Raw genomic sequence first — 14,754 nt, forward strand, 5'->3', positions numbered from 1 at the left:
ATCCTGGAAAATTGCACAGGCTGATTTTCATTCTTCTGCTGGTGCCGCGTTCACTGGGCATGAGAATCTACTTTGAAAAACACGGGCCTTCCCGAAAAACCCCGCAATGCCTTACATTTCCTCAAAAAAAAATGCCGCATTTCCCGGCGGCATCCCATTTTATCACGATTGCGTTTGCAGGCGTTCAGCTTCCTGGATACCTTGATTGATCTTGAGATAGATCTGGTCCGCTTTTGCGAAGTCCAGTGCCTCATCATAGTACATTTCCAGTTTATCGTTCAGCACTTTTGCCTCGTGCAACCAGGCGGTCCCTTCTTTCATTTTGTCTTTGTACCGCTTATGGGCAGCTTGAATTTCGTTTGCGTATTTTTCATCCGTACCCGGCGTCACCGCAGCCGCGTACATATCTATCACTTCGTCCCCATTTCGCTCAGGGAAATATTCGTGCGGATCGGTGCTGTCAAAAATGCAAAACCCGAGTTCCCTGACGATGACCATATCAAGGCTGTTTGGATCAAATCCGCAATGGTAAATCTCAGTCGTGAATCCTTTTTCTGACGCTTTGGCCGCAATTTTTTTCAGCATTGTGGATTTGCCGGTTCCGGACCGCCCCTTTATAAAATAGCGTTTCGATAGCCCCTCCGTCAGATTTGGGATAAAGTCAACTGCTCCGTTTGGTGTGGCTGCCCCGAGAAAACGGTGGTATACCGTTGCGCTCCCGCCCCCGGTTTTCTCGCCAAATAGCTTTTCAATCAGCTGCTGTGTCACCTGGCCTGCCTTTTCAAAATCCATTTCTTTTAAGTAAATGGCCTCCAAGTCATCATGATGGCGCAAACTTTCCGCAAACGATTTGTACGCAGATTGATAGGCTTCCTGTATACGGCGATTCAGCTGTAATACCTCTTTTTCATATTTGGCGTCCAATGCGTCCTCCAGGATCATAACCGATCCATTTGCTTTCGGTTCAATCGCATACGGCGCATTCCCATCCACCACTCCTGTTTTTAATCCTGGAATCATCAGGCCATCCAGCGAATCAGGGGCAGACGGGCAATGAATCAGTTCAAGATCATAACCTTTTTGCTTCCACGCTTCCGCCAGTTTTTCCATGATGTATGATTTCCCTGTCCTGCCATTTAAAATAAACACGCGATCCAAACCCTGCAAACTTGAATCCAAATAATGCGCAAACCCTTTCCCGGTATTGCCGCCTGCAAAATAATGCAACACTTTTCTAGCCATATCCCGCCACTCCTCTGTTTGGATAATTAACGGTTTTCCACATTAGCCTATGCGCCCCGCAAAAAGGTTGTGATTTCCTCTTGCAAAGAAAAGAGGCCGGCCCGGAATCAGCCCGGGCCGGCCTCTTCTTAAAAGGTTTATTTCTCCCCGCTCAATTTAACCAAAATTTTCGCCTGGGATTTGTCTTTTGTCAAAGCTTCGAAGCCTTTTTCAACGATTTCTTCCAATTGGATATGGCTGGTAACGACGTCTTGCGGTTTCAATTGGCCGGATGCAATCAGGTTAATCGTTTGTTGGAATGTTTTCTTCGTGTAAACAATCGATGCTGTAACGCTAACACCTGTATTCGTTAACTGCATCGGGTTCCATTCTATCGGGCGTGCAAAGATAGAAATGACATCGACAATCCCGCGTGCTTTCGTTGCATCAAGTGCTTGTTTGAAAGTCGGAGCAACGCCGGCCACTTCAAAGGATACATCTACGCCGCCCGGAACAAGATCACGGATGGTTTGGACGGCATCTTTTTCCCCGGAGTTAATAATGTCGGTCGCGCCTGCTTTTTTCGCCAGGTCCAGACGAGGTTGCGACAAATCCGCCACGACAATCCGGCTTGCACCTGCCGCACGTGCTGCAACAATGGTCAATAATCCGATCGGGCCTGCACCAAAAATCGCAACCGTATCGCCAAATCTTAAACCACTATCTTTCACAGCCTGTACAGCAACTGCGCTAGGCTCAACTAGTGCAGCTTCTTCCAAAGACAAGGAATCCGGCACGCGGTAAATATTTTTTTCCGGAATGTTGGCGTATGCCGCAAATCCGCCATTGCTATGTAATCCAATAAAAGCGTAGCCATCATAACGATCGAGTTCATCGGGGTTGGTTTCGTGAGTAATCGTCGGGTTAATGACAACCCTGTCGCCTGCTTTATACTTGGTAACCTTTGATCCGACTTCTTCAATCACACCGGCAAATTCATGCCCCATCGTGAGTGGCGCTTTTTCACCGGTAAATTCATTTTCTTCGCCAACAGGGATAAATACCGGTCCTTCCTGGTATTCATGCAAGTCACTGCCGCAAATCCCGGCCCATGCTACTTTTACTTTCACTTCATTCTCCTTTAACGGGCGCAATTCAACATCTTCCACACGAATATCTTTTTCTCCGTGCCATACTGCTGCTTTCATTTCTTCCACTCCCTTTGCCAAATTTTCCGCTGAATATCGTTTACCACAAATATTCTATTATTATAGTAATATTGTTATATATAAATAGCAATTAATACGCTTACATATTTTGGATTCCGGACCAAAACGAGGTGAAATTGGGCTTTTTTATAATTCAATCAGGGAAACAGTTTTTATAAAATATCTTTAAGGATCCGGGTTCAATATTTATGATCCCATCGACTTTCACATTCACTTGTTTTCAGAGAAGGTGATCATCTTCTTATCCCCGTGGCCAATTTAAGAATTTGGCAATTTTAAAACTTTCACCTCTCTTTTTGGAATTTGAAATAAACGAAAACAAGCATCTGCCCGCTCCGGTTTTCATTACACTTTACATATTTTTAACCGGTCATACGCACAAGAAAAAAGCTATCGCATGTGCTAAAATGGTTCATAAAAACGGGAGGAAAATGGCGTGGATCAGTGGCTGACGAAGGAACTTGCCCAAAAAATTGTGAAAAAAAATGATGCTGGATATTCCCTACAGCATCAATATTATGAATGAAAAAGGCATTATTATCGGCAGTGGCGATCCACAGCGGGTAGGCACCTTGCACCAGGGCGCGGTAAAGGCGCTGAAAACCGGGAAGATGGTTGAAATTTACGATGATCATCGATACGAGAAAAAAGGCACAAACGAACCGCTCGTTGTAAACAGTCAGCCGGTTGGCGTGATCGGAATCACTGGTGATCCGCAAGCCGTCCGCCCCTTTTGCAAACTTGTCAAAACAGCCGTGTCTTTGTTGATTGAACAAAATATGCTCATGGGGAACCAGGAAGCCGAACGGAATCGGAAAGCCGCTTTTCTTGAAACCATCCTGAATGAAAAGAAAAACTACCCGCAAGAACTGATACAGGAAGCGGAACGTTATCGTATTCACCTGCATGAAGAAAACAGCGTGGTCCTCGTGAAGCCGAAGGAAAAAAGCAGCCGTTTCGAAACGATATATAAGCCCTTTCCTTTTTTCAAAAAACCGAATGAAAATCTGTATATCCTCATTTTGCAAAATCGAAAAGATATTCAAAAGATAGCTGAAAGCATATGGGCAATCGATCCGTTTGCCATTGTCGCCGCCGGCCTGCACGGTTTGAATATTGCTTCCGGTTATCGCCAGGCAAAACTTTGTCTGTCCGTTTGCGAAAAGCTTCATTTACAAAACCGGTTTTTGGATTACGCTGACTGGAAATTTCCTGCTGAATTGTCCCAAACCCGCATTTTTCAGAAAGCCTTTGAAGAAACCTTGAGTTTGCCCGATTTGTATTTAGAAACTTTAACGGCTTTTATCAGCCATAATGGCAATCCTGCAGAAACAGCCCGGGCGCTGATGATTCACCGCAATACACTGTATTACCGTCTCGGCAGGATTGAAGAATTGACAGGAAAAAATCCGTTTCAGCTGTTTGATCTGTTCGAACTGGCATACCGGTTGCTGCGCAGATGAAAAGCGCAGCCTTTTTGCGGTCTGCGCTCGTTTGCGGCTTTGTATGGCGGTTTAGCTTGCACAATGGCTAACGTCCTGTACCGGAATTTTTAACGGCATCCATTGGTTTGCATCACCAGGGCGTCTATCCTGAAAATATACGCCGGCTGATTTTCGTTTTTCTGGTGGTGCCGTATTCACTGCGGCATGGGCATCTAATCACAGTTAACGGCTTGCTGCCGTTTCGTGAAAATATGATACGCCCTCTACTGTTTCGCTAGCACCAAAAGCCGCGCGATATTTTCGCATGTTCTCTCAATATTGGCAGCACCCGTTTGCAAAGCGTCTTCAAGCGCCATCGGGCGGGGCAGGATGCCAAAGATCGCATCAATGCCTTTTTCATATAAAACATCAATTTGTTCCCCGACATAACCGGCAACGGCAATTACGGGTTTCCCATGTTTTTTTGCTGCCCTGGCCACGCCATAAGGGGTCTTCCCGAACTGCGTCTGGAAATCGATGCTGCCTTCGCCGGTCAAAACGATATCAGCATCTTTTACTTTTTGCTCCAATCCGGTGTATTCCACGACAAGCTCGATGCCGCTTTTTAACACGGCATCCGTGAACACCATCAGACCGGCACCGAGGCCGCCTGCAGCCCCTGCCCCCGGGACCTCAGCAACATCTTTGCCAAGCTGTTCTTTGATGATGGCGGCATAATGCGAAAGGTTGGTATCCAAGAGCGCAACCATTTCTTTCGTCGCGCCTTTTTGCGGCCCGAATACATGAGAAGCGCCGTTTTCCCCGCATAAAGGATTGGTAACATCCGATGCGACAAAAATTTGCACCTCTTTCAAGCGCGGATCAAGGCCGGCCAAATCAATTGCCGCCAAATCCCCGAGTGCACCGCCGCCAAAAGGAAGCATCCCGCCCCTTTCATCTAAAAATTTTACACCGAGCGCCTGTGCCATCCCGGCGCCCCCGTCGTTTGTGGCACTGCCGCCAATGCCGATCAGAATCTGTTTTACTTTTTTGTCCAGACAGGCTTTAATCAGTTCTCCGGTACCATAGGTTGTGGTAACCAACGGATTTTTCGTTTCTTTTGTGACCAAATGGATGCCGCTTGCAGATGCCATTTCAATTACTGCCGTTTCCCCGTCTCCGAGAATCCCGTAACAGGCTGTGACCGGATGTCCGAGCGGCCCTGTGACGGTTTGCTGGTAAATCGTTCCGCCTGTTGCATCCACCAGCGATTGAACCGTTCCTTCCCCGCCGTCCGCCATTGGAACCTGAATGCAAACAGCATCCGGGATCGCTTTTTTAATCCCTGCTTCCATTGCGGCACATACCTCTTTTGCCGTCATGCTCTCTTTAAACGAATCCGGCGCTAATAAAAAGACTGGATTTTTCATCATTTCACCCCATTAAAATAGAAATCCGTACAAAACGGTTGCTACAATCGCCATCGTTCCTCCGACAAGTGCCTCGTACGGAACAACGCTCATTCTTTCTTTTATGGACATGTTCATGCTGCTGCCTGTGACATGAAAGTAATTTCCCTGCGGCAGCTGGTCAATGACTGTAGCACCGGTATGAACCATTGCCGCAGCTGCAATCGGAGCAGTCCCCATGTCCAGAATCGCTTTGCTGAATGAACCGGTTGCCAGGATGACCCCTGTTGAAGTGGAAGCTGTAGCTGCCGCCATTAAAATACCGGAAATGGGCGCCAGGAATGTGCCCGAGATGCCGGAAGCTTTAATTAGTGCCACCACCTCAGTCGAAAGATTGGAAGCAGAAATGAGCCCGGCAATGGCGCCGGCACCGATTAAGATCAGCACGGTTGCCGTCATATTTTGCAGGCCTGACGCTGAATAAGCCAGAATTTGTTTATGGCGGCCCATGGCGATCATTCCCAGAACACCGGCAACCGGTAAGATATACATGGCATCAACTTTAAATGAGGCCAGTGCAGAGATATGAAAAATCTCACCGATTGGATTGATCATCAACAATACAATCGCAACAACCGGGGCGACGATTGCCCGCTTTAATGAAGGAAGAGCGCGGCTGTTGTGATTTGTTTCAATCCTATCATATTCAGTGATTTTTACACCTTTGTGTTTGATTAAAGTCGCCACAATGACCGTAACGGCCAAGCCAAAAACAGCCGGAATAAAATCGTAAATCATTAAACGGCTCAATTCCACATGAAACCCATGTGCCGCCGCAATCGTGTTCGGATTTGGTGATACCACATTTCCTGCTTTGCCGCCCCCGGAAAGCGCCAGTAAAAGGGCAAGCTTTGAAATGCCCATTTTCTTTCCGACCGATAATGCGATCGGAGCCACAATTAAGACGGCAACGGGAATAAATACGCCCACTGCCGTAATCACCATTGTTGCAAGAGCAAGGGATAAAATGGCTTTGCCTTCGCCAAACTGATTGACAATGGCTTGTGCAATTGTCTCAGCCGCGCCCGATTCCATCATTGTCCCGGCCAATATACCGGCGGCAAGAACCCGGATCACCGTTCCCATCACGCTTTGTGTACCGGCAACCAGTATATTCACGGTATCTTCAAGATTCGCTCCTCCAATCAACGCTCCCAAAATTGCGCCTAAAAACAGCGCATATACAGGATTCAATTTTTTTAAAATAAGAATAATGGAAATCGCCAGCCCGATCAATGCACCGATCCAGCTGATTGTAACACCGCCCATGATGTAGCCTCCTTTGCTGTTTGTCTTTATAATAGCGAAACCCTTTTCAAAATAAAATTGGAAAAGAAGAGAATTTTCTTGTGCATATGCACAAATCCAGGGTAGAAGTGATTGAATTCCTTCTGCGTGATAAACTGCCACAATGGGACGCACAGCTGGTGAAGGATTCTCCCACCTGCATTTCAATACCATTTGTCTTTCATAAAAATGATGAAGGACGTTTTTCATTACGTTTCTTTGCATTTGTCCTTCATAACATGGATGACAGACATTTCAAACCTGGATCCAGACCAATTTGTCCTTCATGAACTCGATGAAGAACATTTCACGCTAAGCTTCAGAACAATTTGTCTTTCATGAACCCAATGAAGGACATTTCCGGCCGAGTTTCAGAACAATTCGTCTTTCATGAACCCGATGAAGGACGTTTCACACTTGGATCCAAAGCATTTTGTCTTTCATTACACGGATGAAGGACATTTCACGCGTGGATTCAAAACATTTTGTCTTTTATCACCCTAATGAAAGACATTTCCCGGCCAAACTCAAAAAATAGTAACCTTCATCCCAATTGGTAAACTATCTAAACATCAAAACAGCACCCTCTTATTAGGATGCTGTTTTAGTCTGGCTATCGCCCATCTCATTCCAGGTGCGATATAAAGGCCAGACTCTATCACCTAAATATTCATTTGTCTCTGACTCTGCGGCTTTGTAAATTATGTAAATGGAAAATAGAATCAAGTGCCAAAGGATGTAGATCAAAAATTTTACAGCAGAATATTTGACAAAGATTAAATAATCCTGCTGAACGAACCAGATACGCAAGGAGATCCAGTCCGTTCAGCAGGACAAACTTATTTTTCCTTTACCAATTTTAACGGCACAGCAATACGGCTTTTGACTTTTTTCCCTTTTAATATTTTGGACGCAGCCTGAACGGCTTCTTTTCCGATTAGCACGGGCTGTTGGGCAACTGTCGCACTCAACTGTCCTTGTTTAACAGCTTTTAATCCATCATCCGTTCCGTCAAATCCCACCACAATTATATTTTTTCCTGAACTTTTAATCGCTTGGATGGCCCCTAAAGCCATTTCATCATTTTGGGCAAAAACAGCCTGGATGTCTTTGTGCCCTTGCAAAATATTTTCCATTACGTTCATGCCCTGCGTACGGTCAAAATTAGCTGTTTGTTTCGTAACAATATTTAATTCTTTATCTGCAATGGAGTCAAATCCCTGTCCCCGTTCACGTGAAGCAGATGCACCGGGTGTTCCCTGCAACTCTGCAACTTTTGCATTTTCCCCAACCTTGCTTATGATATAGTTTGCTGCCATCTTTCCGCCTTTCACATTATCTGAAGCAACTAAAGTTTCCACTTTCCCCTTATCTGCAGACCGGTCAAGCGTAATCACCGGAATGCCGATGTGGTTCGCGCTTTCAACTGCGGATGAGACAGCCGCAGAGTCTACTGGATTGATGAGTAAAATATCCACACCCTGCTGGATAAGATCTTCTATATCATTAATTTGCTTAGCGGAATCATTTTGGGCATCTGCCGTAATCACTTTCATTCCCTTTTCCTTCGCTTCCTGGAGCACGCCGTTTTTCAATGAAACAAAGAAAGGATTATCTAAAGTAGAAACACTTAAGCCGATTTTCATATCCTTTAATTCTTTATGATGGCCCGGTTTTGCCCATGACGGCGGTTCCATGGAACAGGCAGCTAAAGATAATATAAGCAAACATACAGTCATCATTTTCATCATTTTTTTCATTATCTGCACCCCGCTTTACGATTTTTTCCGGTCAATTAAGACGGCAATTAAAATGACGACCCCTTTTACGACCTGTTGGTAAAAAGAAGAGACTCCCAGAATGTTTAATCCATTGTTTAATGTACCAATAATAAGTGCACCGACCAGTGTGCCGAAAATTCTTCCTTTGCCGCCTGACAGGCTTGTCCCGCCCAAAACAACCGCTGCAATCGCATCCATTTCATAAGAAGTGCCTGCTGTCGGCTGGGCCGAATTGAGACGCGAAGTTAAGATGGATCCGGCAAGTGCTGCCAATAACCCCGCCAGACTGTAAATTAACCACTTCACCCGGTCTACTTTAATTCCGGAAACAAGAGCAGCTTTTTCATTTCCGCCCACTGCATATGTTTTTCTGCCAAAAGAAGTTTTGTGCAAAATAAACCATAAAATGAAAAATGTGATAACCATCGTAATGGCAGGAACCGGAATGCCTAAGAAATAGCCGCGGCCAAACAACTGGAATGCTAAGTTATCGCCAAGTCCGGTAATCGGATTTCCGTTTGTATATACCATTGTCAAACCGCGGTATATCGTCATGGTTGCCAATGTTGCAATAAACGGGGCGACTTTTCCTTTTGTAATAAACAAACCGTTCACAGCGCCCAACAGCGCACCGATGAGGGCTGAAAGAACGATCGCCAGAATGGGATTCAGGCCTGCAACAATCATTCCTGCCATGAGGGCACTGGATAATGCCAGTGTTGAACCAACAGATAAATCGATTCCGCCGGTTAAGATCACAAAAGTCATGCCAAATGCGATCAATGCGTTAATCGATACTTGCCGCAATAAATTAAGCAAATTCAAAGGAGCAATAAATGAAGGATTCAAAATGGCAACAACAATAAATAACAAGATAAAAGCAAGTAATGGGCCGAGTTTTTGCAGAACAACTGTGCTTTTTTTAGTTGCTTGTTCCATGTTTTTTTCCTCCCGTCGCTAAGAACATGATATTCTCTTGTGTAGCTTCCGCTTTGTCCAATTCGCCGGCAATTTCTCCTTCATGAATAACAAGAACCCGGTCACTCATCCCAAGGATTTCCGGCAATTCAGAGGAAATCATGATGATGGCCATACCCCTTTCCGTTAATTCATTCATCAAATAGTAGATTTCACGTTTTGCGCCTACATCAATTCCTCTTGTCGGTTCATCAAGAATCAATACTTTTGGGGCTGTTCCGACCCACTTTGCAAGAACCACCTTTTGTTGGTTACCGCCGGATAGATCCCCGGCAACTGTTTCTGAGGAAGCGGTTTTAATTTTCAGCCGCTGAATCATCATGTCGACAAATGATTTTTCGTCAGACGCTTTTATCACGCCATTTGGAGCAAAGCTTTCCAGGTTTGACAGTGCAATATTGTCACGAATTGTAAAATCAAGAATCAGCCCCTCATCTTTCCGGTTTTCTGTGATAAAAGCAATTCCTTTTTGTACTGCATCACTTGGATTTTTAATCCGGACCTTTTTCCCTTCAATAAAAATTTCGCCGGCATCGCAGGGGTCAATGCCAAATAATGCGCGCATAATCTCTGTTCTTCCTGCCCCCATTAACCCTGCAACCCCAAGGATTTCCCCGGACCGGACCGAAAAATTGATGTCCTTGAATTTTTGCCGGCTGGAAAAATGGCGGACTTCTAAAATCGTATTTCCTTGGCGGGCTGTTCTTTGTGGAAATTGCTCTTCTAAATCACGGCCCACCATTTTTCTAACGACTTCCTGATAACCGGTATCTTTCGTCCGTTTTGTATCGACTGTTTTACCATCCCGCATCACTGTAATCCTGTCGCTGATTTGAAAAATTTCATCCATTCTGTGAGAAATATAGACAATCGAAACATGATTCTTTTTCAGTGATTCGATGACAGAAAATAAAGATTGAATCTCACGGTCGGTTAAAGCAGCCGTTGGTTCATCCATAATCATGACTTCAGCATCTGTAAGCAAGGCTTTCGCAATTTCAATCATTTGTTGTTCGCCTACCGAACAGGCACCGGCCAGCCGGTCAAATGGCAAAGAAATGTTTAAACGATCGAATACGCCTTTTGCTAGCGCTTTCATTTCCTTCGTTTTTAAAACACCAAAGGGACGTGTTATTTCTCTTCCAATATATAAATTTTCAAGGACAGTCATTTCCGGCCAAATATTTAATTCCTGATGGATAAATGCAATGCCGGCCTGTTCCGCCTCTTTTGGATTTTGAAAAAATGTTTCTTTGCCATTCATAATAATTTTGCCTTTATCTTTTTGATGGAGGCCTGTTAAAATATTCATTAAAGTTGATTTTCCAGCACCATTTTCCCCCATTAATGCATGGACCTCGCCGGGCAACAGCGAAAAATTTACCCCTTCAAGCACCTTATTGGCACCAAAAGATTTATAGATGTCATGCATTTCAATTTGCATCGGGTTCCCTCCCTTTATTTCTGGCATCCTTTACTTTGTTCTAAAACAGCTGCATTCTTAGAAAAAGACACCCGCCTGTAAAATGCAATTTGAATAAGCCGTCATTTCCCCGGTACGGATAACCGCTTTTGCTTTTTCTGTCATTTTTTTGAAATCCTCATGTGGAACGAATTCTATCAAATTCGGAAATTGTTCATTTAAAAACGCCAGCTGGCCCGGGTTTCCGTCTTTCACTTCTTCTGCCGCAATGGCTTTTTCTATCACCATGTCATCACAGACAGCCTTGACCACACTTTTAAACGAAGGGGTTCCCGGAGTTAATGCAAGGTCAATTTTTGGCACGCCTTTAGGAACCGGCAGCCCGGCATCGGCAATCACAAGCCAATCTGTATGTCCCAGGTCTGCCAAGACTTTTGTAATCGAGCTGTTCAGCATTCCGTGCTTTTTCATCATTCTTTCCTCCCGTCTACTTCTTCGCGGGTGGGCATGCCGCCCTGTGCCCCGAATTTTGTCACCGACAACGAGGCAGCACGGTTTGCAAACAAAAGCGCTTCTTTTATTTCTTTCCCTTCTGCAACGGCCACTGCAAATGCGGCATTAAAAGTATCACCGGCGCCGGTGGTATCCACTGTTTTAACCGGAAAACTTGGCACGACAATCTCTTCTCTTCCGTCATAAAATCTTGCCCCGTTCTTCCCTTCTGTAATGATTAACCGGTTTGGATGCCGTTTTAGCGCTTCGGACCTGCCTATCCCGTTGAAAAGGACATTGCACTCATGCTCATTTGGCGTCAAGTATGCCGTTTTTTCAAGAATCGCTGGGGAAATTTTTCGCGCCGGCGCAGGGTTTAACAAGAGCGGAATCTGGTTTTTTTCGCAAAGTTTCGCGACATATTCAACTGTTTCGTACGGGATTTCCTGCTGGATTAAGACAATAGAAGAGCCTTCAAACGCTTCTTTTGCCTTTTTCACATAATCCGGTGTGACAAAATCGTTTGCTCCTTTGACAAAAATAATACTGTTGTCCCCTTCCGCCAACGTAATATGCGCGGTGCCGGAACCGCAATGTGTAACCGGTTCCACATATTGTACAGAAACATGATTTTGACGCAAATTTTCAATTAAGGCCGTGCCATACGCATCATCCCCAACACAGCCAACCATGTTTACCTTTGCCCCAAGCCTTGCCGCAGCAACGGCCTGATTTGCTCCCTTTCCTCCTGGCACCGTCTTAAATGAGTGCCCCAAAATGGTTTCTCCTGCCTGTGGCCTTCTGTCAGCCGTCACGACAAGATCCATTGAGATGCTTCCGACCACTGTAATTTGCACCATTTTATCCGCCTGCCTTTCTTGTTGTTTCCCTGTCTTTAAATGTAATCGGGAGTTTGATCTTCTTTTTCAAATTTGTCTGTTGATGCATACAATCTAGCAAAAGTTTGGCAGCTTCCATTCCCATCTCATAAGCCGGCTGATGAATGGTAGAAAGCGCAGGGTATACAAGCTGGCTGATGGGAATATCGTCAAAGCCGATGATTTGCAGTCCATCGGGAATTTTTTTCCCTCTTGCCAATGCCTCCCGCAAGACAGCTGCAGCCACCATATCATTGGCTGCAATGATTCCATCTGTATCCGGATAGAAGTCAAACAGCTGCTTTGCTGTTTCAAGGGCATGATGATACGAAAACGCGGTGTCCAATACTTGAAACCTTGCATTGGACCGGCCAAGTTCAGTTAACGCTGCCAAAAACCTTTCCTGGGCAGTGCGCAAATGATGCGGTCCTCTCATCAGTGTGATATTGCGGCTTCCCCGTTCGAGCAAAATTTGCGCAGCCAATTTTCCCCCAGCTTCCTGATCCGCGCAAACGGAAGGAAAGTCATCCTGAATTCGGTCTAGCAATACAACAGGAATGTCCAAACCGGCCCACTGTGAGATGTCATCGCTTGATGTACTGATAATCCCCATCACATTATGCTGTGAAAAGGCTTCTATATAATTCAATTCCTTCTCACGGCTTTCATCACTATTGCCAATCATGACATGGTACCCTTCTTCCTGGAAGAAATCCTCCACGCCCCTGGCAATCTCGGGAAAAAAAGGGTTTGTAATATCCGGGATAACAAGACCGATCAGCTTCGATTGATGGTGATAAAGTGAACGGGCCACTTCGTTTGGTTTGTACGCTAATTTCCGGATGGCAGCCTCAACTGCCTTCCGGGTATTTTCATTGACATATCCCTTTCCGTTCAGCACGCGGGATACCGTCGCCACCGACACACCCGCTTCACTTGCCACATCTCTGATCGTTGCCAAATGCCTCACCTTTCCTGTGTAACCGGTTACAGACAGTATAATAGATCGCGCGAAAAAATTCAACCCATTTATTGAACCGAACCACAATGGAATTTTCTTTGTTTCAAGAACTGCTTCTATAAGCGCCGGCCCGACTTTTGAAAAAATGCACGGGGGCTTAAGCTCCGGACATGGAAAAGTAACGGGTGCCTCCCGCAAGAAACAGCCCGTTTTACATGATAACTGATTTTTATACCCGCGGGCAAAATAGGAATTCGGCAAATCTAAGACAACTTCTTTTTCATCTAAACCTGGAAGCCTGACTCCCATCTTACGAATGCTCCAATTGCTGTTTTATTTTTTCCACAATGAATTGAAGATCCATACCCTCCTGCAACATTTTGATGGCAGTTGGAATCGTTTGTAACAATTCTTTTCTTTCTTCTTTTCTTCCTTTTTCTCTTCCTTCTTCTTTTCCCTTCCTATACCCGCGGTCAAAGTAAGAATTCGGCAGCTTTAGTACTTGTTCTGCTTCGTCACAAACCGGGCTCAATGCTTTTCCCCCTCTATCTGCCTTTTGATTTTCAGGATTTCCTCTTCACTCAAGCCGGATGCTTGGGCAATGATCTTCAAATCCACTTGATTTTTTAACAAGTTGGCAATAAATCTTTTTAACTTTTCTTCACCTTCTTCTTTTCCCTTCCTATACCCGCGGTCAAAGTAAGAATTCGGCAGCTTCAATACTTGCTCTGCTTCATCTGGATCCAGCATTTTAATGTTTTCCATTACTTCCGCCTCCTCTTTTTCATTCAGTTTTAAATAAAAATCAAAGAAACCATATAACAGCCTCATTTTTGCAGGGTCGAGTTCCATCCGGGCCAGCATCCGCAGAAACTCCAGTTTGACCTGCACCCGCTCTTTTTTTGTATACCCCATTTTGCTCAGCAATGCTGCGGCAACGGGATTGTTGCTCCGGATATAATCTCTCCAGTTTTTCTTAATCAGATGAATGGATAAATAGTGAAAACGAAGAATTTCGATGTTGTGGAAGGCAAAGGTGTACGTATCGGGGGTCTCTGTTTTCTCCTCATAACTGAATATGGCAATCGGCAATACTGGTTTCCGGTGCCTGAGGCTGATCATCATGTAATAGCGAAATAGTCGCTCAGGAAAAAGTTTCTGGTAATACGACTGGGGCTCTACATGGATGAGAATCACGGTGTCTTTGCCTTTTACCTTCGTCTCGGCAAGGATGTCAACCCGTTTTTGTTCGCCGCCCGGAAAGTCCGTAAACTGTTCCTGCGACAAAAACCTCACCCGGCGGTAGTCAAGATCCGCTGACACATCCGGGAAGAACGCTTCCATAAATTCCTTAAAAAAGTTCTGGATCAGCTCCTTAAACAAACGGTCATGCACGTTGTAACCGGCCTGTTTTTCCATTACCAGTTCCAATGGCAAATCGCTCACTCCTTTTCTTATTTTTCAGTTTTATTTTATAGGACAAACGTCCGTTTTTCAATACCTACGTCTAATTCGGAACATTTGCCATCAACGAATTGACAAATTTGGCGGACAACCTGTACGCGCTCAACGTGCTTTGCCCTTTTAAATACTTTTCTTATCAGGATATTG

General features: G+C 45.0%; 13 protein-coding genes. 1 reads left to right on the forward strand and 12 read right to left on the reverse strand.

What is annotated here, in order from left to right; genetic code table 11:
• Positions 1-162 precede the first annotated feature (162 nt).
• Together NSQ19_RS13125 and NSQ19_RS13130 are read right to left on the reverse strand one after the other, a co-directional pair.
• Positions 163-1,242, reverse strand: a complete 1,080-nt coding sequence (locus NSQ19_RS13125; RefSeq protein WP_340702986.1) for a PRK06851 family protein — start codon at positions 1,240-1,242, stop codon at positions 163-165.
• A 137-nt stretch (positions 1,243-1,379) separates the two neighbouring features.
• The gene (locus NSQ19_RS13130) at positions 1,380-2,429 is read right to left on the reverse strand and encodes a 2,3-butanediol dehydrogenase (RefSeq protein WP_340702987.1); all 1,050 of its coding nucleotides are present in this window, start codon (positions 2,427-2,429) and stop codon (positions 1,380-1,382) included.
• A 506-nt stretch (positions 2,430-2,935) separates the two neighbouring features.
• Here NSQ19_RS13130 and NSQ19_RS13135 point away from each other — a divergent pair.
• Positions 2,936-3,913: a CdaR family transcriptional regulator gene (locus NSQ19_RS13135; RefSeq protein ID WP_340702988.1), complete on the forward strand. Its 978-nt coding sequence runs from the start codon at positions 2,936-2,938 to the stop codon at positions 3,911-3,913.
• Positions 3,914-4,158: 245 nt separating this feature from the next.
• On the opposite strand, the gene NSQ19_RS13140 is transcribed toward NSQ19_RS13135, so the two are convergent.
• The 10 genes from NSQ19_RS13140 to NSQ19_RS13185 form a co-directional block, all read right to left on the reverse strand.
• Positions 4,159-5,304: a glycerate kinase family protein gene (locus NSQ19_RS13140; RefSeq protein WP_258922244.1), complete on the reverse strand. Its 1,146-nt coding sequence runs from the start codon at positions 5,302-5,304 to the stop codon at positions 4,159-4,161.
• A 12-nt stretch (positions 5,305-5,316) separates the two neighbouring features.
• Positions 5,317-6,612, reverse strand: a complete 1,296-nt coding sequence (locus NSQ19_RS13145; protein ID WP_265114750.1) for a GntP family permease — start codon at positions 6,610-6,612, stop codon at positions 5,317-5,319.
• A gap of 857 nt (positions 6,613-7,469) precedes the next feature.
• Entirely contained in the window at positions 7,470-8,390 is a 921-nt protein-coding gene (gene rbsB, locus NSQ19_RS13150) for a ribose ABC transporter substrate-binding protein RbsB (RefSeq protein WP_013860507.1), read from the reverse strand.
• Positions 8,391-8,405: 15 nt separating this feature from the next.
• Complete coding sequence (locus tag NSQ19_RS13155; RefSeq protein WP_013860508.1) at positions 8,406-9,350, reverse strand: ABC transporter permease subunit; 945 nt, start codon at positions 9,348-9,350, stop codon at positions 8,406-8,408.
• Positions 9,334-10,833: a sugar ABC transporter ATP-binding protein gene (locus tag NSQ19_RS13160; RefSeq protein WP_340702989.1), complete on the reverse strand. Its 1,500-nt coding sequence runs from the start codon at positions 10,831-10,833 to the stop codon at positions 9,334-9,336. Before NSQ19_RS13160 ends, NSQ19_RS13155 begins: the two co-directional genes overlap by 17 nt.
• A gap of 57 nt (positions 10,834-10,890) precedes the next feature.
• Positions 10,891-11,283, reverse strand: coding sequence for a D-ribose pyranase (gene rbsD, locus NSQ19_RS13165; protein WP_041819467.1), 393 nt, complete (start codon positions 11,281-11,283; stop codon positions 10,891-10,893).
• Positions 11,283-12,164: a ribokinase gene (gene rbsK, locus NSQ19_RS13170; RefSeq protein WP_340702990.1), complete on the reverse strand. Its 882-nt coding sequence runs from the start codon at positions 12,162-12,164 to the stop codon at positions 11,283-11,285. Before rbsK ends, rbsD begins: the two co-directional genes overlap by 1 nt.
• Before the next feature lies 1 nt (position 12,165).
• Positions 12,166-13,143, reverse strand: coding sequence for a LacI family DNA-binding transcriptional regulator (locus tag NSQ19_RS13175; RefSeq protein WP_340702991.1), 978 nt, complete (start codon positions 13,141-13,143; stop codon positions 12,166-12,168).
• A 310-nt stretch (positions 13,144-13,453) separates the two neighbouring features.
• Positions 13,454-13,675 carry a hypothetical protein gene (locus tag NSQ19_RS13180; RefSeq protein WP_340702992.1) on the reverse strand — a complete coding sequence of 74 codons (222 nt, stop codon included), beginning with the start codon at positions 13,673-13,675 and terminating at the stop codon, positions 13,454-13,456.
• Positions 13,672-14,574: an Rpn family recombination-promoting nuclease/putative transposase gene (locus NSQ19_RS13185; protein WP_328013876.1), complete on the reverse strand. Its 903-nt coding sequence runs from the start codon at positions 14,572-14,574 to the stop codon at positions 13,672-13,674. The genes NSQ19_RS13180 and NSQ19_RS13185 overlap by 4 nt, the downstream gene beginning before the upstream one ends.
• Positions 14,575-14,754 lie beyond the last annotated feature (180 nt).

Origin of the sequence: Weizmannia sp. FSL W8-1119, assembly GCF_038008605.1 — a bacterium.
Lineage (GTDB): Bacteria > Bacillota > Bacilli > Bacillales > Bacillaceae_C > Weizmannia > Weizmannia coagulans.